Genomic DNA, 21,958 nt, shown 5'->3' on the forward strand with positions numbered 1-21,958 from the left:
AACCGTATTTATTATAATGAACATTGAATACCTAGGTTATATACCTGCTGCAGCGGGTAACCTAAACCATTTCCCCCCATTTCGACGTCCCATAGCTTAAATTTAGAAAAATTGTACAAGTTACTTCCATTGACGTACATCCTTATTTTTTCTATTCCAATTCTTTTGGTCAAGCTCTCCTTGAACGTATACCCGAGTTCGATTTGCTTGATCCGTAAGAACGCCCCGTTTCGCATGAACCAGGTACTGACCTTCATATTGTTGTCGCTGGGAATCTCATTGAGCCTGGGCCATAATGCCTTTAGATTTCTATTATCCTCTGACCAATGATCATCTGCATAGGCTTGCAAAATCTGATTCTGCAAATTGATCCCCGCGAGATAACCGCTGTTTATTTCTGCTTGAGACCTATAACTTACAAAAGGAGCTGTTGCTTCTGAATCAATCCAAAAGGAAGATTTGGCCGATCCTTGAAAGAAGGAAGAAAAATCTATCCCTTTGTAACCTATCGAAAACCCAATGCCATACGTCATTCTGGGTACGGTAGGATAACCAATGGGCACCATGTCCAGGTTGGTAATCACGCCGTCGCCATCTATGTCCTTGTACTTAATATCCCCACCAAGCACGTTGCCGAATTGTGCAGGTGAATTGTAGGCCTCCTCATCATCGATAAACAAGCGTTCGGCTACAAAACCGAATTGCTGTCCGATGGGCAGCCCTACACGGGAACGCCATGGGAAGGCCCTGTAATCCGGCTCTTCATATTTGATATATTTACTTTTGGCATAGGTGAGGTTACCCATTCCTGAGATAAACCACCCATTAGCGAGGTTTCTGCTGATATCCAGCTGGACATCGATACCCCGACTGTCTGCCTCCCCTACATTGGCTTGCGGAAGTACAGCAACTCCCAGTGTATTTGGCGTGTGCGCACGTGTCATCAAGATATTGTAGCGATGCTCCTGGTACACATCCACGACGAGATTAGCCGTATTAAAGAGTCCTACTTCCGCACTCAGGTTTAATTTCCGCGAGGTTTCCCACGTAATATTTCTGTTTTCCTGACGCTCTTCCAACATACCATTGATTCGGTTGCCAAATTCTGAACCAAAGGTATATCCATTCGCTCCATAATTTGGATTAACCTGTGAGAGGTAGAAGAAGCGATCTTGCACATCTCCAATAGCATCATTACCGACCAAGCCATATGTACCCCGCAATTTCAGGTTGGAGATAACACGCTGAACACCACCTGTCCAAAATGGCTCATTCGACACATACCATGCTGCACCGACCGATGGGAAAAAACCAAACCGATGTTCTTTCGCGAAACGTTCGGAACCGTTGTACCCAAAATTTCCTTCAAAGAAGTATTTGTTTTGGAAAGCATAGGTGAAACGACCGGCTAATCCTAGATTTCGCCTTGCCAAAGAGCTTTGTAGATTGCCGGCATTTGCAGAAATTTTGTTTTGCATATTGTATACCAACATACCACCGACCGAATGATCTTTCCCAATATCGGTACTATAGCTCAGGATACCTTGAAAATAATCTTCCGAAGTAATTTGCTTGGAATCCTCATTATAGGCCAGGTATTCGTGTGCCGTTGTGGGATTAAGATTATTCAAGGTGTACTCGCCTGTCCGTCGGTCATAGTTTGTTACCGTGTAATAAAATGGATTGTATGCACGCGACACCTGATAGTAGTTGTATCGCGTTGTATTGTACATACCACTCGCCTTTAAGCCTTTTAGGATAAAATCAAGGTCTTGCTTAATTTCAAATTGGGCTAAAAACATGGCATTGATATAATCCCGGTATCCCCTCATGAGATTCGCATAAGGATTTAAATAATTCCCTGCGTCATGATTTCCAAACAAGATATGCTCGGTTGTGCTATTTCTTTCGTCAGGCTCATAATATGCAGGAAATAATACCGGATCGGTACGGATAATCTGTTTATAAAAATCTGTGGCTGTACCTAACGGACCGGTATAATCCGTCCAGGTCGAATTAAGACGAACAATAGCTTCCGTCGTATTGGTCAGATTGATGTTGACATTTGATCGGAGACCATACGTTTTCAGATCAATACCGTTGTTAAAGTTGTTGCGGTTATCTACCTTGAGCATACCGTTATCTTTGTTGTAAGTAGCGGCGACATAGTATCTCGCCACTTTACCCCCGCCACTTACATTCAAGTTCAACCTGTTGTTGAATGTCCTGTCTTTTAACAGTGTGGACTGCCAATCGGTAGCCGGATAGATCATCGGATCTAAGCCTTCACGCGTTCTTTCAATTTTTTCCCAAGAATAAGGGGTCAGCAGATTTCCCCTTGTCTGGCTCGCCTCATTCGCCAATTCCATATAGGTAATCGGGTCAGCAAACTCTACATTTCGTGTGGGTTGCGACGCCGAAGTTTCATAACGAAGCGAAATATTGGCTTTCCCCTCACGCCCCTCTTTGGTGGTAATCAAAATCACACCATTGGCTCCTCTGGCACCATACAAAGACGTGGCTGTAGCGTCTTTCATAATAGAAAAACTCGCCAGATCATCTACTTGCAGCCGTGCTAACTCACTGGCTGGCATCTCTACCCCATCCACCAGAATCAGGGGACGATTGGAATACCCAAAACTGGTCACCCCACGGATGAAGAAGTCTGCATTATCCGCTCCCGGCTCTCCACTTTGCTGGAAGGCGATCATGCCCGCCACACGACCAGCCAACGCCGTCGTCAAGTTACTCGATGGCACTTTCAACTCACTGGGCCTTACCGTCGTTATAGCCCCTACAACGCTTTCCTTTTTCTGTTCTCCAAAAGCCACTACCGTAACCTCATCTATAGCATCTGTAATAGGGCTCATGACTACGTTTATTTCCGTCCGTCCCGATATTGGAATTACTTGTGTTGTATAGCCTACATAACTGAAAACAAGTTGCACCTCCTTGTCCAGCATAATCTCATACCGTCCTTGTTCATCAGCCAGTACACCACGCGTGCTACCTTGCACGGTCACTGTAGCTCCCTGTATAGGCTCGTCTTTCTCATTCAAAATCTGTCCTCTTACAAGATGTTCTGTTTGCTGCGCGTGCAGCAATGTAGAAAACCCTAGCAAAACAAGGATGTTTAGCAGTATCCTAAGATATGCTAAAATAAATGTTGCTTTTTTTAATGATAGCATTGGTTAAATATTAGTAGTTCTGTATTCAAGTTTATTATATAGCTCGTTAGTCGATTCAGGTTTGCCTTCTAACGATCCCTTATACTATACAAAGATAGAATCGTGTGTTCCGCAGGACTACTATTATTATTCTCTTATATGATATTATATTTTAATCTCTGCTATAAAATCTCGGTTTCTCTCATGTGGAATAGCAAAACTTAGATCAATATATTAGGTTATACTACTTGACAAGCCAATGAAAGTGTTATTTAATTGGTTACATATTATTTTAGTAGCGATTTTGAAAAAGAAAAAAGTCAATGCAGCTACATTGACTTTGTCCTCATGGCAGAAAAATACAATATGCTTATCGTGTCGAAACACCAAAATTGATATATTTCACTTCCACGTATTCATCCAATCCGTATCGAGATCCTTCCCGGCCTATCCCGGATTCCTTAATTCCACCAAACGGGGCTCCAGCAAAGGAAATCCGTCCCTCATTCACGCCCACCATACCCGCTTCAAGCGCTTCAGCAACACGCCAGCAGCGATGCACATTACTACTATAAAAATAGGATGCTAATCCAAACTCCGTATCGTTCGCCATTTGGATAGCCTCTTCCTCCGTGGTAAATCTAAACAACGACGCCACCGGTCCAAATGTTTCCTCTTTGGCGATTAAAGCGTTTGATGGGACACCTGCAAGTACCGTAGGTTCGTAAAACAATTCTTTGATAACCTTCCCTCCCGTCAGTATACGAGCACCTTTGTCAACAGCATTGGCTACGTGTTCCTGTACTTTATCCAATCCTTTTTTATTGATCAAAGGTCCAATTTGTACGTCGTTGTCCAAGCCGTTGCCTACTTTCAACGCTTTTACGGCTTCTGTCAGCCGTTCTGAAAACGCTAGAAAAACCGAATCTTGTACCAAAAAGCGATTAACGGCCACACAAGTCTGTCCAGCATTACGAAACTTCGCAAACATAGCACCTTCAACAGCAGCCTCGATATCTGCATCTTCAAATACAATGAACGGCGCATTGCCACCAAGTTCCAAAGAAATCTTTTTCACATTTTCTGCGGCTTGCTTCATCAGTTGTTTTCCAACAGACGTTGATCCCGTAAAGGAAAGCTTTCTGATCAACGGATTTGTGCTTAATTCATACCCAATGCCCGAAGAATCTGTTCCCGTCACAACGTTTAATACACCGGCCGGCCATCCTGCCTTTTCCGCGAGAACAGCAAGAGCCAATGCTGTTAAAGGTGTCTGTGACGCCGGACGGTGCACCACTGTGCAGCCTGCTGCAATAGCCGGAGCGATTTTTCTCGTGACCATCGCTAACGGGAAATTCCATGGTGTGATAGCAGCAACAACCCCCACGCCCTGTTTAATGGTCAGTATTCTATTTGACATCTTCGATGCAGGCACGGTATCCCCATAAGCCCGCTTGCTCTCCTCCGCAAACCACTGCACAAAAGAAGCACCATAATCAACTTCCCCCAAGCTATCCGTCAATGCTTTTCCAGACTCCAATGTAATGATCTCCGCCAGCTCCTGCTTATGTTCCATGATCAATCGATACCACTCTTCTAACATAGTAGCACGCTGCCCCACATCACTCACCTTAAAAGAGCACCAAGCTTTATATGCTACGTCTACTGCTTCATGTACGTTGGATACCGTTAGATTCGTTACTTTTTCAATAACGGTACCCGTAGCTGGGTTTACGACATCAAATGTATCTGTGCCTCCTACCCATTGTCCATCGACAAAGGCTTTATTTATCATTAATTCATTTAATCCCATCGTGCAAATTTTTTCTATATCCAATACCTCTACTTTATCTTAAAAAGTAAAGGTACATTTCTTATAAAACTATGGGCTTCGATAATTTGTTTTTATCGTTTATTGAAATAAATCAACGCTATCTCCTCCTCGCCACAACCTCCCATTCGTCCACAACTTTGCCTTCTTCGACTGCTAACAACTTATCATACAACGCAACCGTCGGGCAAATATGGATAGGCAAAGCATACAATACATCGCCTACTTGAAAGCGATGGTTTACACCAGCTTCTAGTACGAGATGTTCTTCGCTGTGGCTTATCGGTTTTAGATGAGGAGCATTTAGAAAAAATACCCGATTGTCCAATGGATTTTCGGATGCTATGGCTTTATAGCCCAAATCGACACAAATTGTATTTTCGGAGGGTAAAGAAACTACACGTGTCATCAATACAGCCCCCGGAAGAAAATGTTGTTCCGGTAAGGTGTCTGCATAGCCCTTATCCCATAACACAAATGTCCCGGGGCTGCATTCCACCTCCGGATATTGCGCGTAAATCGGAAAGGAAGGTGAACCGCCGATAACCACAGATGGCTTCTCGAAGCCTTCGCCCAACAGTCGCTCTATTAACTTAGCAATAGGCTCATAATTCCGATCACAAACCTTTTTCCGTTCCACCATATCCACTTCGCGCACATGGCCGTCATACGCATGGAAGCCTTGCACATGTAATCCATCCATTTCACTACAAAATCGGTATAGTTCGAAAGCGGCATCATCCGGTCGTATACCGGTACGCCCCATACCAATATTCAGATCGATGAACACATCCACCTGTATATTGTTTTTTACCGCAGTAGCTGATAGATTCTCTACGGCATCTACATGATCGACTATAGCGGAGAAACGCGTCTGTGGAAAATGCTGGATCAATGCCACAAACCGCTGTAATTTTGCGCCATGTAGCGGATAAGCCAATAACACGTCCGGCGCACCACACACGCCTAGCATTTCCGCTTCAGCAATCGTCGCGCATTTAAACTTACGAATGCCTACATCCAGTTGCATCCGGGTAATTTCTTTCGTTTTATGGGTTTTGACATGCGCACGCAATCTATCGACACGATCAATCATGCCTTTAAGCACCTCGATATTATGCTGGATACGATCCGGATAAACCAATAGTGTCGGTGTATCCACGTGTTCCGGTGTATGTAAATTATACCAATTCATGTATGTGCTGTTCAATCTGTTCCGACAAAACACCTCTGATTTCTTCCTCTGCGGCGTCTTCCAAGAAACTGGTGCGGCAACGCCAAGTCTCATAGCCCCCTAACATTATTTCATGCTTAGGCGGTACATAACCGACGTAGTCGTTTGCCAAACAGATCGTAAAATATTTTCCGCTAGCCGCCTTGGCTTTCAATGCCAATCCTGTCTCCGCAAAAAATTCACCGCCTAATGCACCTATTATACCACTACCGATACGAAAAGACTGAATATAGAAATGTCTTTGCTCCGGAAATGCGTCCAATAGAACCTGTTCCCGCGCATAAATACGCCGATATCCATCTGCATCCAAGGTAATATGCTCATAGTCCGTATCCCTCACCACACGTTTAGCCTCCTCCAATTCCTGTGCGGAGGGTTTTCTAACACGCACAGGTAATTCCGCATATAACGCATCCAAAGCCGGATATTCCTCCCACTGAAGATTTTTCAAATGCCGTAAGACTTTATCCGCTAAATCTTGTCCGATATATGCACTTTTACGGTGCTGCTCTTTTGGATAACGATCCGCATCCATAAAATCCCAAATATTGATTTCGCCGCTGGTGCCGTTACTCATCATCGCGACGAAGTTGCTGTCATTTACCGACAACACCTCCGAAAGCCGCTCGGCAAAACAACCGAAATAATCCGCACTAATGGTACCACGGTCAGTATCCCCTACATAATGTAAAGAATAATTGGCTAAGAGTCCTATCCATTGATCATCCAAGCCCTTTATGGCTAGATAAGCTAATTGGGGATCCGGTGCGGAGTTCCCTTCCAGAATATATTCTTCGTCCCCAAAAGGATTGGTTTTCACCAAATCATATCCTCCTGTCACAGGATTAAACGCCTTATACCCAGAAGCCATCTTATATCTTCGGCATAACACATGCTCCGGTGCGTCAACAGCGCCAAACGCTATCTTGGCTTCACGAACCACAGCGCGTGTTTCTATAACTAGATCAACCAAAATCTGATGAAGCTTCTTTCTGTAGGTGAGATCAGCATGTCCCATCAACAAATCGACGATAGCACCTGCTGAATGCGTATGTGTACTCGAAATCAACACATGGGATTTGGGTATTCCCGTTGCCTTAAAGATATCGGCTTTCACTTCATCCAAAAAGTCTTGCTGCATGGCACAAATATCCACTATCACAAATACCAGTACCGTATCATTTTTCGTGAGCACCAAAGATTTCGCATACAATGGGTCGTGTATTTTATTGGCATATCTTGTTTGGAATTCTCCGTTGATCAATGTGCCTAACGGTGGTGTAATGTCTTTTTGTAAAGCCGCAGCTTGAAGTGAATTATTAGCCATCTTTATAAATATTTCCTCAAAAAACGCAACCAATTGCCGTGAAATATATTATCTACATCCTGCTCGGTATAGCCTCTATTGGACAAAAGATACGCATATTTTTGTAAATCTGCGATGGAATCCATATCCCATGGCGATTGCTCTGTTCCAAAGATACCATCCAGGTCACTTCCGATACCGATATGCAAGGAATTTCCGGCGATCTGACAAATATGGTCCCAATGGTCAATGAGCATTTCCAATCTAATGTCCAGTTGCCACGGATCCGAAACCGTATCGATAAAGCGTATATCCATCGCCCAACAATCCAACATACCGCCGATAACCGCATCCCGCTCGATCAACTGCTTAATTTGTACATCGTTCAATTGTCTTTGGTTCGGAACGATTTTCCGTACATTATGATGGCTGGCCCAGATTGGCCCAGTATATAGATCCATAGCTTGCGAAAACCCCGCATCCGTTAAATGGGTCACATCCAATATCATGTGTAATTCATCCATGATTTTCATCAATTCCAACCCTTCTGGATGGATTCGTCCGGCTGTCTTTGTACCATCTGCATACCGCCCCGGTCCAAAATGAGATAAGCCCAAAGCCCGAAGCCCATAACCATATGCCTCGTACAAATAGTCTGGTGTAACCAGCGAATCCGCTCCCTCTAAACTCAATAAGTAACCTATAGGTTTGTTTTCATCTGCAATCGCTGCATCATTCCAAAGCTTGACATGAGCATCCAAACCTTTTTTATCGACAATCTGCACCATCTCCCCCTGCTTCTCCATTTCCTTATACCAAGTCAATTGGGCTTGTGTCATCGCCCATGCCTGTGAAGGTGAATTCCACCCTGTCAATGCGCTATTGAACGGATTGACACGAGCCAACTGTGTGGCCACAACAAAACCAACTTTCCCCTTTCTTAACGCGGGTAAGCAAACGGTACCTTTCCCCCGATCTGGCTTATCTTTCATATTCATTTCCTTCAAACGGATATGTTCTAAAGGCATGGCCAAATCACGGTTCCATTCGATGGCATTCATCGCCAGGTCCAGATGTGCATCAACGATCAAACGACTCATGGGAATATTTGGTTATTAATTGCTGTATTTCTTCACTAAACATCGCAAAAATCGCCTGCCATTGTTCCTTTTCTTCCGGAGCATAGGTATAAAACCCTTTACCGCGATCCATCCCCGTCTCGCCCTTATCTCTCTTTTCCTGCAAAATGTTGGGTAAGGTAATCCAATTAGATAGTTCTTTGTTCAAATCTTTCATCACCATGCCATAAGCATAGGTCCCCATTAAATCCATATATCTGAAATTTCCGACGAATGGCAGATAAAACCCCGCATCATTCCGGCAAGCCCTATCCACACTTTCTACCGATGCAAAATCGTTCTCTACCAAATAGATTCCCTCACGCAGCATAGCGGCCATCATTCTAGCGCGAATACTAAACCCATGCCGTAGTATATAAGGGTCTTTCTTCCAATATGTTTTCAGCCAATTATCTACAGCTGATAAGCTCATGAGGCTAGTATATTGATTAGCGATAACTTCTGCAAAAAAAGTTCGATGGACAGGATACGTCCAATTTACCCCCAATAGCCTTGACTTATTACGCATCTGCATTTGTATCTCATCCAAATAAAGCGCCTCCAAGTTTACAGCTATGATGGTATCGTCACCACATCTTTCTTCTACTTGCTTAATAAGTTCTTGTTTCTCTTCTAGCTTATCGCTGGTAACGAGTACGACGAACTGACTGTGTATCGTTTCTGGCCAATCGGTGACAATGGATAGGTTTCTACTGTCTGATGTATACTGCTTGATGGTCTCTTCTGCGATTGGCCGATCATCGGTTAGTAGAAGTGCTGGATGCATCGAAAGCAGCAAATCAGAGACAATACTATATGCAAGTTTATCTTGACCAATGACCATGATCGGGTGTATCATTCCATTCTTTTCGACCATATCATTCAATTTCTTTTAATACTGTCTCACTTACGTTGATCGCATGGTCGATATCCTCTTCTGTATGCACGGCTGATATATACCAGAGTCCACGACCAATCACACGGATACCTCTGTCATGTAAGCCGGCAATAAACTGCTTGAGTTTAATTTTATCGGTCTGGAACGTATCCCGGTAATTCTTTATGGCAGACAATGAAGTAAACGCGGTGTTAAACATCGGACCAGGTCCTTGCACCTGTAAATTCTGTCCTGTTTGTTTTGCAGCTTCTCGTAAACCGGATATCAAACGATTTCCCAAACGGAACATACGGTTATGGGTATCCGAATCCTGTTCCAAAACCGAAATGGTTGCCAAAGCCGCCGCCACCGTTGGATTACTGGTATTCATCGTACCTGCATGAATTACCCTCGCCGATACAATCTCCTCCATCCATTCCTTTTTACCGACAATCGCACTAATCGGGTACCCGCTGGCTATGGCTTTAGCAAAGATGGACAAATCTGGCGTGACATCGTAGTATTGCTGTGCACCTCCGAGTCCTAATCGGAACCCGGTAATAACTTCATCAAAAATCAACGCTATTCCGTAACGGTTACAGATCGTCCGAAGCCCTTGTAGAAAACCTTCATGAGGAACGATACACCCATTATTGCACATAATAGGCTCCGTAATAATCGCCGCCAATTCGTTATGCTTTTCTGCAACGATACGTTCCACTAAAGCCAAGTCATTCCAGGGTAAAACAATAAAGTCATCCTTACTGTTTGGCGATAATCCGGCTGACCACGGAAACACATTGGGATCATCTTCATTGCCTAAGGCCTCAACAGACGCCGTACTGATACCCCAAGCGACATTGTCCAACCATCCATGGTAATGCCCTTCGAAACGCAGAAATTTATGCTTTCCCGTTTTCGCCCGTGCAATTCGAAAAGCTGTTTGAACGGCTTCAGAGCCATCCAAACAAAAACGCATGAGCTCGGCAGAAGGAATCAACTGCTGTAATTTCTCCGCCAATTCAATTTCTTTGATATGCTGTCCGGCAAACAATTGCCCGTCTTTGGAATAGTTTTCTACCGCCTCTAACACTCGCGGATGGGAATGTCCAACAATTAACGGCCCTTGGCTTAAGGTAAAATCCAAATAGGCATTACCGTCTACATCGTATATGCGCGTGCCCTCACCATGTGTATAAAAGATAGCATGAGGATGGTTGTATTTTCTAAATTCGGAGGATACACCTCCTGCTAAGACCTGACTGGCTCTGTCCAATAGATCCTTAGATTTTTGATAGCTTCTTCTCTTCATTATATGCCTTTTCGCTAATATGTTTCTCCGTATATCGTGTCGCTAAATCATAAATTTCCTTATTGAATTGTGCGAATGCTTCTTCCCAGGCTTTAGCTTGTTGTTCATTATAATCATAAAAGCCCTTACCATTGTGTATACCTCTCGCCCGTTCTGCTACCAAAGGTCGCATCATATCCGGCACATCGGTACGATTGCTTAATTTTGGGAGGATCCCCTCAAAAGAATCGATGTAATCGCTAAACCCCATAAAGTCCATTCGTCTGAAAATCCCCATTAAGGTTATCCATGAGCCCACGTCATAGCGAAAAACCTTATCGGCATCTTCCATCGTAACATCACCGTTTTCAACCAACGTCAATGCTTCACGATAAACGGCATACATCAGCCTGTTGGTAATAAACCCTCGTATATCCTTTCTCAAAAGTGTAGGCTCCTTGCCCCAGCTTTTCCCCAATTCCATCACACGCTTGGCTATATCTAAATCTGTCTTTGCGCCACATGTCACTTCTAAAAAGCGGGTCATATAAGCCGGCTCTGCCCAATGCACACCGATAAATCGATGAGGGTTGGACACGAACTGTTGCAAATCGCTAATGGGAATCGCTGAAGTATTGGAGGCTATAACGGTTTCTCGAGATACATGGTTCGTGATCTGATGATAAACCTTGTTTTTGATCCCCATATCTTCAATTACACATTCCTGCACAAAGGTGCACCCCCCTATCTCTCGGTAATCTTCTGTTACTGTTAGGTTACGCACGCAATAGTCCAAACCTTTGGGCAGTAAGTTAGATTTGTCTGCATGCCGCAGCAACGTCACAATATGTTGGATAGCAGGATTTTTTTCTCCCGGTATGGGCGCCAAAGCCACGACACGGTAACCAGAGGCAAGCAGGGAAACCACGATACTACTTCCCATCAACCCAAGTCCTACAACAGCAATTTGCCTGTTTAAGCGATCATTCATTTTCATGGGTATCGGGAAGCTTTACAATACAATCTATCTCCACACAAATTCCTTCTCCTAGCACGGACTGTACTGTTGTTCTCGCAGGTTTCACATCTCCGAAAAAACGTGCGTATATAGTATTGAATCGACCAAAATCGTCGATATTAGACAAATGAACCGTACTTTTGACCACATCATCCATGGTAGCACCTGCAGCTTGAACAATGGATTTTATATTTTCCATGGTACGGGTTGTTTCTTCCTCAATGCTTCCCAAGATAAAAGTAGAAGTTTTGAAGTCCACCGATGCCTGGCCACTGATATAAAGAAATCCGCCTGCAATAATACCATCAGAATATGCTCCGGTAACGAAAGCCGCGTCTCTATCCGGGTGTACAATTTTACGCTTACTCATATACAATGTTTTGATTTAATTTATGTGTATACTGTTATAGCAAAAGTACATGTACGGCATTCGCAGGTCTATTACATTTGTGCTTAATTGTAGTACTATTTTTCAAACGGAGAGAAGAGTACAGTGGTGTAATCTACCCAATCAATAGCAGACAGCGATTAAATAGAATGAATGCTTGTCAAGAAAAAAGAAGTAAAAGATTTTCTCTACTTCAACAAAACGTTGAAACGCTCCCAAAAGCCATCTATAGGTAGTTTTGCAGTGAGTTTTAGTTTTTCATCCTTTATGGGATGGACGAATTCTAGCGAGCGGGAATGCAGACAAATTGTACGGCGGAGGCTTCCCCGCGGGTATCCATATTTGTTGTCACCTACAATAGGGCAACCCATATATGCTAATTGAGCACGAATCTGATGCGTGCGTCCAGTAAGAGGTGTTACTTTCAATAGATAATAACCATCAAGAACACCTAGAACCTCATAATCCAGTTGTGCAAAGCTTCCGCCTTTCACTTCCCGATCATAGGCCTTGGTAATCATTTTTTTGCGGTCTCGTAACAGCCAGTTTTTTAATGTATCCGAATCTTTTGGCGGACGGTTACGCACAATGGCTAAATAGGTCTTCGATACTTTCCGGTCATGAAACAAACGATTCATCCGATCTAGACCTTTGCTTGTCTTTGCAAAAAGAATCATGCCACTAACCGGCCTATCCAACCGATGGATAACGCCTACAAAAGCACCGTTTGGCTTTTGATATTTAGCCGTAAGGTAAACATTGACCATGTCTTCCAACGACCTGTCTCCCGTGTCATCCACTTGTACGATGTCACCCGCACGTTTGTTAATGGCGATATAGTGATTGTCCTCGTAGATAACATCTTTATCGGTTATGCTCATCCGAATGACTATAAAGAATCTTTGGTTGCTTTTTCCTGTTCTTTTTGTTGTTTCCTAAAGTAACCTCTAAACAGAAAGTTGCTTTGCAGTGCCTTCATGTTATCGTCCAGCTTCTCCGTACTCATATTAAGATTCCGCAATATCTGCTTAATTTCCGCTGCGGCTTCAGGGTCATTAGTCAATACACCTATGGCATTATCTTTATCGTTTAAACGTGCAGAAGTCGCGTTCAGATTTTCCATCAGCGTGGATGCCGTTTCTGTTACACCTTGCAGTTGTGTTGCTGACTCCCGTAAACTCGCAAAAACGACGGTATCCGTTGTCAGCTCATGGATTAAGCCTTGATTACTATTTAATTTGTTCATCAAAACAACCAAGTTAGCAGAAGCTTTGTTGACATCCCCCATTACTTTATCTAGCCCTTGTACAGTACTTTTTAGAGAAAGTGCAATGGTAGAGTCGGTCATTAACGCCCCTACCGTACCCTTTCCTTCCACCATTTGCTGAGAAAGAACAGCAAAATTCTTCGTTATCTCTACCAGATTCTCATTATTTGTCTGTAATGTCGCAAACATCGCGTCCGTATCAGTGCCACCTACTGATTTGATAACATCCCCGTCTTGTATCGGCGGAACTTGATCCGATCCACCAACCAGATTGACGATAGCATTTCCAATCAATCCGTCAGAGCCTAACTTTGCGACGACATCCTCCCGAATAAACTGGCTAGATTTCTCTTCAATGTGCATAACGACTTTCACATCGTTGATACTTTGAAACTTTATCTCTTTGACGATCCCCACTTTCACACCCGAAAACCAGACGTTATTTCCCACTTTCAATCCTTTTACGTCATGGAAATAGGTCGTCACCACCAAGTTCTTGCTGAATTTATTTTGTTGCGTACCCAATACCAGAATACCCGCAACCAAAATAATCAAGCCAATCAGGACAAATAATCCAACTGTAAGCGAACGCTTCCTCTCGTTTGTACTCATATATCTTTAATCAATAAAATTATAATCATAAAAGGGTTTCACACGTTCGTCATCCGTATTAAAAATCTCCTCGAACGTTCCCTGTCTTTCAAATTTTCCATCCAATAGCATCACCATTCTATCCCCTACCATTTTTGCACAGGATAAATCATGCGTAATAATAATGGATGACGTTTGATATTGTTCCTGTACTTGATTTATCAACGAATTGATATCCAGACAAGTCAATGGATCAAGGCCGGCAGTAGGCTCATCATACAACATAATATCCGGACGTAATATCAATGTACGGGCAATCCCGATACGCTTACGCTGTCCGCCTGATAGTTCAGAAGGCATCTGATTAATGGCTTGCGACAAACCTACACCTTCTAGCACCTCCTCTACCTCTTTATCAATTTCTGCTCTCGTCAGATTCCGCTTGTTTCTGACCAACGGAAATTCCAGATTCTCCCGTACAGTCATACTATCGTATAAAGCGCTGTTCTGAAAAGAAAAGCCAATGCGTTGGCGTAAATCCCGTAATTCCCGTTCATCTAATTGGTTTACAATCTCTCCCAATACATGAATATCGCCTTTATCTGGTTTTAACAAACCCGATATAAGCTTAATCAGGACCGATTTACCGGTACCCGAACGCCCCAAGACAACCAGGTTTTCTCCGTTATATAGCTTGAGGTCAACATCGCGTAATATATGCAAATCACCGAACGACTTACTAATGTTGTCAACATGGATAACAACATCGTCACGATTGATATTTACTTTCTTTTTTTCCATACCCGTTAACCAATTAAGGAAAGTAACTGAACGATTAACAATTCCTCGATAAACACCAGGAACATAGATGATACTACCGCGGCGTTGGCCGCCTTACCAACACCTTCTGTTCCCTTGGAAGAATAATACCCTACATAGGTACTTGCGAATCCAATGGTAAATCCAAAGACTACCGCCCGTAATACCATGGCGAAAACATCTTTGGCTGCAATAGATTCAAAAACTTGGGTAAAAAAGGCTAAAATACTTAAATCATCTTTGGTAGCAATACTCAAATATCCCCCAAATAAACCAATGCCTGCTACGTAAAAACAGAGTACCGGAATCATGGTCGTGGTAGCAATGATACGGGTAGAGATTAAGAATTTCGTCGGGTTTGTACCGGATACTTCCATCGCGTCAATCTGTTCGGTTACATTCATCGAACTCAATTCTGCTCCAATCTGGGAACCTACCTTGCCCGAAGCGATCAATGCTGTAACTAAAGGGGCTAATGCCCGGACAATAGCGATGGATATTAAGTTCGGGAGCCAGGAAGTGGCACCAAAATCTTCGAGAGAAGGTCGCGATTGCTTGGTAAATACAAAGCCTACTATAAATCCCGTCAAACTAATCAATGGAAACGATTTCCACCCGATCTCGTAACATTGCCGGACAATCTCTTTAAATTCATAAGGGGGGGATACTGCTTCCCGTAGGAAACTCATCATGAAGCGATGGATTCTGGCGAACTCGATAAGTAGTTTTTCTATTTTACGTCCCATTCCGAAAAAATCATCCAACAAATGTACAAACTTTTATTTTTAGTAAGAAGTCATCAACGTGATGTTCGCTTATGATTCGTTATTATTATCTTCCTTATAAGTTGCCGTTGGTATCTCCGGAAGTACGGGAGATGAAATTTCGGCGTAAATTGTCTCTTCTGCAGCCTGCGTCTTGCTGGCAACACGAAAGGTTCCCTTTACCCGGGTGGAGTTAAAGATATATAATGACCAAATCAGCGCAAATATAATAGCACGAAACACCTCAGACATACCTTCGTATACATTCGAGGATTGTTTAAAAATTATTGCAGCCAGAATCGTATCCAATACGACGAATACCAATTGAAACATCAACAGAAAAAATAATGTTTGCGGAAAAATATCTCTTCTTTTCAGCATAAGATAAACACAATATCCAGAAAGGAAGATAATCCCTGTATTGCCCACAAATTCCAAAATAATAAGCATGACGTAAAGGAAAGGCGGCACACCAATATTATATTGTAGAGCAGACCAAACATCCTCTTTGAAAAATAACTGTATCATTCCCTCAAAAAATGTCCGGAACATCGTAGCAGTCAAAGATAGCAGCAAAACAATAAGCCAACCACCGATACGGTCATATTGTACCTCATCATACATCGGAATCAAAGATGTCGCTCCCTGCGGGTTATAGAACTTCATGACGAGGAATGTAAACAACGTCAGTAAACCAACAAAAGTTGCCATTGCCCAAAAGTTGTTTTTCCCCTGTGTAGTGGATCCGACAACAAAACCATCATTATCCAAGTACACCGCCAACGAAAATAATTCATGCTTATCAGCAAAGTCAGCAATGTATTGGTTTACATCAGCGACTTTCACATAAGTATCATGAGCGCCTAGTCGATAGGCTATTTTTAAAGTATCCTGTTGCGTCGTAATGGTTTTTCCAAAATAATAACTATCCCGATTCAAAAAGCTACTTTCTCTTAAAGGAGGGACAGCAACACCATCTGGGTTGATGACATAGATGTCGTGCTCTAAGGAAAGCGGATATTGGAGCGCTATAGGCCCGACCCGCATATCCGTTACATCCGGCAAGTAATTAGTTAGGTTTGTTGAATAAAGCGAAACAGCGCGTCTGTTGGAAATAGCATCTGTCTCCGATAAAGATTTAATATCATACTGTTCTTTCACATAAAATATATTGTTAAGCAAATCATCTTCGAAGGTTAGCGCAGACCGCTTTGTCAATTGTTTATAAAGTCCTTGATAATATTGGACGTAAGATTTCTCTATTTGATTTTTTGCATTCTGTTTAAAATAACCACGTATATTGTCCGCGTCTGCTCCTGTATATATAGTCGAAACATCTAGCTGTGCATTTCCGTCCTTTTGTAGATAAAAGCGCTCTTCCACACGTGTATTTCCAGCTACTATCTGCTCCGTATCTCGCAGCTTCTCTCCCTTTTTTGCCCATAATACTTTCCCATAGAACGGAAAGTAGCGATCACGAATATTTCCCCCTTGATTCGGGATGGTGGGATCGATGTATTGTCCTCTTCCATCAATCGATACGTAGACAACGACGTGATTAAAGGCTGATGGCGATGGAAGATATTCGTTCAAACCATATTCCTCATAAGAATTCACCAATACCAACGTACTCTCGATATCTTTCGATTTAAGCATGGCCCCCATCAATACACATTTATCCTTACAATCGCCATATCGTTGTCTAAAGACATTTTCGGGTGTATTTGCCCGATGCGAGTATTCACCGACTTCGACACCCATATAGCGAATTTCGTTCTGCACAAAATCAGCAACCATTTTCAAATATTCCATGGGATCAGCATCGGCTCCTTTCCAAAGTTTTTCGACAAACTGCTGAAGCTCACTTCCATGCTTCAGTTCGGGAATCGGATTCACCTCGGCTGCCCATTTTGCGACATCCATCCAGCCTTTGAACTCCGAACATTCGATACGTTGCCGGGTGGAATGCCAGAGTGGTGTGTAAAACTCGTAGTCTGCCTTTTCTGTGCCGGCTATATCCCAATAATACGAAGTTGAATTTCCTAAATTCTGTTGATTCGCCTGGGGAGCACCCACAAAACTCTTAAACCTCAGCTTTCTATCTTTCGGAACAATATAATTTACATGAAGTGCACCAATCGGCTCATAACTCTGCAAAAAATAAGTATCGAAGAACTTATCACCAAATACAGGGTTAAAACCTGTTAATGAATAGGACATAACAATCTTATCATCCTTCCTTAAATCTTCCAATAGAAGATAGGCGGAATAAGTTCCATTGTAGATAGAACGTGACAGCTCAGTTTCAGAGGCCATCAGTTTAAATTTACCCAAGTCCAACCTGTCCATTTGCTTACCTTCTCGCACAATATATAGTTCATGCAACGTAAGCGTTTGGTATTGTGGCTCGAAAAATATATTTATTTGTCCAGCATTTTCGGTTCCGGCATTTTCGATAATTGTTTTCACCGTGCGGTAAAAACGTGTTTGATTTGCTAAATTAACTTGATATTCGACGCGTTCATAGTAATACCCATCATTGATATCTTCCAAATTTGGAGGTTCTATTTGCTTCTCCGAAACACGTAACCATCCAGGAGATTTAGCCGTTGTCAATTTCGGTTCTGCTGCATAACTCATGTTTTGGCTCAAAAAACAAAAGAGGAACAAGTACCAAAAAGTATATAATTTCATTAGTTGTTAGTTTTTCCAAAGATAGGAATTAGTAGCGTAATTAAACCTTTCTAATTACTATGCAGTCATAATAATAAAGTAATAAAAGAACGCGAAGGTTTTACTATAAAAGACGTAGATCATGAGAAGCATAAAAACAACCACACTACTTATCGCACTAATGGCGTTTGCTTTTAGTGTCTTCTCCCATAAACAAGTGTCTGCTCAACCCCATGGTTCGGTTTCATTTGATTTATTTTACGATGAATTATCGCCTTATGGGCATTGGGATCGTGACGCTACTTATGGCGACATTTGGTTTCCAAGGGCGGAGGCTAATTTTCGTCCGTACGGTACAAACGGTTATTGGACAATGACCGAATATGGTAACACATGGGTATCCAACTACGATTGGGGATGGGCACCCTTCCATTACGGACGTTGGGTATATACCAACTACCGTGGTTGGGGATGGATCCCAGGTTATGAGTGGGGGCCTGCTTGGGTAGATTGGAGAAGTGGTGGAGGCTATTACGGATGGGCGCCTATGGCTCCGTCAGTAGGCGTTACCGTTTCTGTTGGTCTTCCGATAAATTTATGGGTATTTCTTCCGGTACGCCGTATTTACGACCCCTATATCCATCGTCATTGGTCCCATGGTCAACGTGCTATTTATAACCGCACAACGATTATCAACAATACGTATATTGTAAACAACAACCGTTATTATGGTGGACCGGCTCGTCGCGATATCGAGCGTCAAATTGGTCGTCGCGTTAATGTTCGAAATGTTCGCACGACTGAACGCCCGGGACGCGCACAGGTAGATCGTCGTTCGGTATCCATTTATCGTCCGGATAGGGCTACCAATACGCGTAGTAACCAAAATACGGCACGTTCAACGGAGTCAAACCGCAACAGTAACACCCGTGCTACTACCGGGTCAAATTCCGGAAGAACCGAACGTTATATTGGGGATAACCCGAACCGTAATAGTGGGCGCACGACAGAAAATCGGGCAACACGTAGCAATACAACGTCCAATAATCGTACACAAAATCAAAATGCGACGCGGACACCAAATACGGGCGGCCGCTCGTCGTCGAGTAATCGCGAAGGTACAACGACGCAACGTCAGACACGTTCCAACGAACAACAGTCTAATGTTAACCGCAGTTCAACACAGCGGAATCAGAACGCAACACAGCCGCGGAGTCAGCAATCTAATACGCGCTCCACACAACAACGTAGCGAGGTAAACCGGAGAACAACAGCACAACCGCAACAAAATAATCGAAGCAATACGCAACAACGCGCTACACCCAATCGCACACAGACGCCTTCGCGGGGCAGTCAACCATCCCGCCAGAGCGCGCCTTCGGGCAATGTGTATCAAACGAGTCAACGGAGCAGTGCACCAGCACAGGTTAGCCGTTCCTCTAGCAGCAGTTCTTCGAATAGTGTAAACCGTTCAAACAACTCAAACAGATCCAGTGTACAACGTGGTAGCAGTTCTTCGTCGCGTAGCAGCGGCACAAGTTCGCGCGGCAGTAGCAGTAACAACCGCTCTTCTTCTACACGCGGAAGCGGATAAAAATTTTCTATCTATTTTATATTGAAGCAATGAAAGATAGTCTCCTGTTTGCAAGAGCAAAACAGGGGGCTTCTTTTTATGTAATTAATTAATTCCGTAACTTCACCCTAATTTTACATAGAAAGGCTTATACATGGCGACACTCACCTCCATTCTCGACAACGACTTCTACAAGTTCACCATGCAATTTGCCGCCAGTAAATTGTTTCCGAAAGCACAATCCCGATACCAGTTTATCAACCGGGGAAAGCACATTTTTCCCGATGGTTTCGACAAGTTGCTAAAAGACGCTATAAACGAGATGGCGGGACTAAAACTTACCAAAGCAGAAAAAGATTTTCTACATACTCGATGCCCGTATATAGATCCTACCTATTTGGATTTCTTGCAAGGTTACCGCTATGATCCCGAGGAAGTTCACGTGGCACAAACGGACGGAGAGTTATCTGTTACCATCGCCGGATATTGGTACCGTACGATTCTTTGGGAAGTGCCTATCATGTCGCTAATATGCGAATTATATTATGAAGTAAGCGGCGAATCACGTATTTCAAATGAAGAGGTCTGCCGGGTCGTAGAAGGTAAAATGGAAAAATACGATAAATTGAATATCACCATTGCCGATTTCGGAACACGGCGTCGCCATTCCTACGAAGTACACGATCTGGTTATCCGCACCTTAAAAAACCAACCGTCCAAGACGTTTATCGGAACATCCAATGTACATTTTGCGATGAAATATGAAACAACGCCCATCGGCACCCATGCCCATGAATGGTTTATGTTCCACGCGGCTAAATATGGGTACAAGATGGCAAATCTACTCGGATTGGAGCACTGGTCGGATGTATATCGGGGCGACTTAGGTATCGCCCTTTCGGACACGTACACGACCGAAGTGTTTTTCAAACAATTCGATAAAAAATTATCCAAATTGTTTGATGGTGTGCGGCACGACAGTGGTGACCCCGTTACCTTTGCCGAAATGACTATGGCGCATTATCAAAAGCAAGGAATAGATCCTAAATCGAAAACCATTATTTTCTCCGACGGACTGGATTACGACAAAGTCGAAAATATCGTTCGCTTTTGTGAAGGGAAAATCGGGTATTCGTTTGGTATAGGAACTGATTTCACGAATGATGTCGGTCTAGCGCGCATGAATATCGTGTTAAAGATGGTGGAGGCTAAACCGGAAGACGGCGACTGGACAGCAGTCATTAAACTCTCCGATGAACGGGGTAAACATACTGGAAACGCCGACGAAATAGCGATTGCCAAACAAATATTGAAAATAGAAGATTGATGGAACGCGATGTATATGGAGAGGCCTTGTATGATTTCCACATACTTGGCGACCTGAAAGACACCTTATTGCTGCACAGCAGCTATGGCGATATAGAAGAGATGCCTATCGAGGTTTTCTATAGAGATGCGGAAGATTTTCCCGAATTGGAACATATAGCGTTGGCTCTTTGCGATGGCCATGTATTGGATGTGGGAGCCGGTGTGGGCAGTCATGCGTTGTATTTACAGGATAAAGGTTTTCAAGTGGATGCTCTGGAAATATCAGAATCGGCTTGCAGTATTATGAAGCAACGCGGGGTGCGGCATATTATTCAACATGATTTCTTCACGTTGCAGGAAGGAAATTATGATACCCTTCTTTTCTTGATGAACGGGATCGGTCTTGCCGGTACGATTGTGGGTTTACGGGAATTGCTCCGTCACAGTAAAAAACTGCTATCTGACAAAGGGCAACTGCTTTTTGATTCGTCAGACATCTCCTACCTATACGACGAATACCGTATCCCCAAACCGGAACATTACCTAGGCGAGATCCGCTTCCAGTATGAATATAAGGGCATTCTCGGGAAACCGTTCCACTGGTTATATATCGACCAGCAAGAGCTGATTAAAATTGCCCATGAAGAGGATTGGGTGGTACAGATTCTTTTTGAGGATGATAATGATCAGTATTTGGTAAGGATGGAGCCGCGGAAGCAATAAGACAAATATT

17 protein-coding genes are annotated in these 21,958 nt (G+C 43.2%); 3 read left to right on the plus strand and 14 right to left on the minus strand.

Translation table 11 applies throughout. The annotated features are described in order from the left end of the window. Nucleotides 1-11: 11 nt before the first annotated feature. From EWE74_RS09255 to EWE74_RS09320, 14 genes are all read right to left on the minus strand, one after another. Nucleotides 12-3,188, minus strand: a complete 3,177-nt coding sequence (locus tag EWE74_RS09255; RefSeq protein WP_130141281.1) for a SusC/RagA family TonB-linked outer membrane protein — start codon at nucleotides 3,186-3,188, stop codon at nucleotides 12-14. A gap of 349 nt (nucleotides 3,189-3,537) precedes the next feature. Beyond that, nucleotides 3,538-4,980 (minus strand): NAD-dependent succinate-semialdehyde dehydrogenase, encoded by a 1,443-nt coding sequence (locus EWE74_RS09260; RefSeq protein ID WP_130141282.1) that lies wholly within the window; start codon nucleotides 4,978-4,980, stop codon nucleotides 3,538-3,540. 118 nt (nucleotides 4,981-5,098) lie between these two features. Then, nucleotides 5,099-6,193 carry a D-TA family PLP-dependent enzyme gene (locus EWE74_RS09265; RefSeq protein WP_130141283.1) on the minus strand — a complete coding sequence of 365 codons (1,095 nt, stop codon included), beginning with the start codon at nucleotides 6,191-6,193 and terminating at the stop codon, nucleotides 5,099-5,101. After that, nucleotides 6,180-7,559 (minus strand): hypothetical protein, encoded by a 1,380-nt coding sequence (locus EWE74_RS09270; RefSeq protein ID WP_130141284.1) that lies wholly within the window; start codon nucleotides 7,557-7,559, stop codon nucleotides 6,180-6,182. Before EWE74_RS09270 ends, EWE74_RS09265 begins: the two co-directional genes overlap by 14 nt. 2 nt (nucleotides 7,560-7,561) lie before the next feature. Then, entirely contained in the window at nucleotides 7,562-8,638 is a 1,077-nt protein-coding gene (locus EWE74_RS09275; protein ID WP_130141285.1) for a dipeptidase, read from the minus strand. Then, the gene (locus tag EWE74_RS09280; protein ID WP_130141286.1) at nucleotides 8,619-9,533 is read right to left on the minus strand and encodes a 3-hydroxyacyl-CoA dehydrogenase family protein; all 915 of its coding nucleotides are present in this window, start codon (nucleotides 9,531-9,533) and stop codon (nucleotides 8,619-8,621) included. The genes EWE74_RS09275 and EWE74_RS09280 overlap by 20 nt, the downstream gene beginning before the upstream one ends. A 1-nt stretch (nucleotide 9,534) precedes the next feature. Beyond that, complete coding sequence (locus EWE74_RS09285) at nucleotides 9,535-10,845, minus strand: aspartate aminotransferase family protein (protein WP_130141287.1); 1,311 nt, start codon at nucleotides 10,843-10,845, stop codon at nucleotides 9,535-9,537. Next, nucleotides 10,817-11,821, minus strand: coding sequence for a 3-hydroxyacyl-CoA dehydrogenase family protein (locus EWE74_RS09290; RefSeq protein ID WP_206365195.1), 1,005 nt, complete (start codon nucleotides 11,819-11,821; stop codon nucleotides 10,817-10,819). The genes EWE74_RS09285 and EWE74_RS09290 overlap by 29 nt, the downstream gene beginning before the upstream one ends. Continuing rightward, nucleotides 11,808-12,212: a RidA family protein gene (locus EWE74_RS09295; RefSeq protein ID WP_130141288.1), complete on the minus strand. Its 405-nt coding sequence runs from the start codon at nucleotides 12,210-12,212 to the stop codon at nucleotides 11,808-11,810. The genes EWE74_RS09290 and EWE74_RS09295 overlap by 14 nt, the downstream gene beginning before the upstream one ends. Nucleotides 12,213-12,418: 206 nt before the next feature. Beyond that, nucleotides 12,419-13,111, minus strand: a complete 693-nt coding sequence (locus EWE74_RS09300) for an RluA family pseudouridine synthase (protein WP_130141289.1) — start codon at nucleotides 13,109-13,111, stop codon at nucleotides 12,419-12,421. 8 nt (nucleotides 13,112-13,119) lie between these two features. Then, nucleotides 13,120-14,109, minus strand: a complete 990-nt coding sequence (locus tag EWE74_RS09305) for an MlaD family protein (protein ID WP_130141290.1) — start codon at nucleotides 14,107-14,109, stop codon at nucleotides 13,120-13,122. Between the two features lie 6 nt (nucleotides 14,110-14,115). After that, entirely contained in the window at nucleotides 14,116-14,889 is a 774-nt protein-coding gene (locus EWE74_RS09310) for an ABC transporter ATP-binding protein (RefSeq protein ID WP_130141291.1), read from the minus strand. A 5-nt stretch (nucleotides 14,890-14,894) separates the two neighbouring features. After that, nucleotides 14,895-15,653, minus strand: a complete 759-nt coding sequence (locus EWE74_RS09315; protein ID WP_130142345.1) for an MlaE family ABC transporter permease — start codon at nucleotides 15,651-15,653, stop codon at nucleotides 14,895-14,897. Nucleotides 15,654-15,722: 69 nt separating this feature from the next. Next, nucleotides 15,723-18,365 (minus strand): DUF3857 domain-containing protein, encoded by a 2,643-nt coding sequence (locus EWE74_RS09320; protein WP_130141292.1) that lies wholly within the window; start codon nucleotides 18,363-18,365, stop codon nucleotides 15,723-15,725. Nucleotides 18,366-18,486: 121 nt separating this feature from the next. Between EWE74_RS09320 and EWE74_RS09325 the strand changes: the two genes are divergently transcribed. The 3 genes from EWE74_RS09325 to EWE74_RS09335 all read left to right on the plus strand — a co-directional run bounded on the left by EWE74_RS09325 (nucleotide 18,487) and on the right by EWE74_RS09335 (nucleotide 21,948). After that, entirely contained in the window at nucleotides 18,487-19,938 is a 1,452-nt protein-coding gene (locus tag EWE74_RS09325; RefSeq protein WP_239018610.1) for a DUF6600 domain-containing protein, read from the plus strand. 133 nt (nucleotides 19,939-20,071) lie between these two features. Continuing rightward, on the plus strand, nucleotides 20,072-21,244 hold the full coding sequence (gene pncB, locus EWE74_RS09330) for a nicotinate phosphoribosyltransferase (RefSeq protein ID WP_130141293.1): 1,173 nt from the start codon (nucleotides 20,072-20,074) through the stop codon (nucleotides 21,242-21,244). Further along, complete coding sequence (locus EWE74_RS09335; protein WP_130141294.1) at nucleotides 21,244-21,948, plus strand: class I SAM-dependent methyltransferase; 705 nt, start codon at nucleotides 21,244-21,246, stop codon at nucleotides 21,946-21,948. The genes pncB and EWE74_RS09335 overlap by 1 nt, the downstream gene beginning before the upstream one ends. Nucleotides 21,949-21,958 lie beyond the last annotated feature (10 nt).

Source organism: Sphingobacterium corticibacterium (assembly GCF_004208525.1).
Lineage (GTDB): Bacteria > Bacteroidota > Bacteroidia > Sphingobacteriales > Sphingobacteriaceae > Sphingobacterium > Sphingobacterium corticibacterium.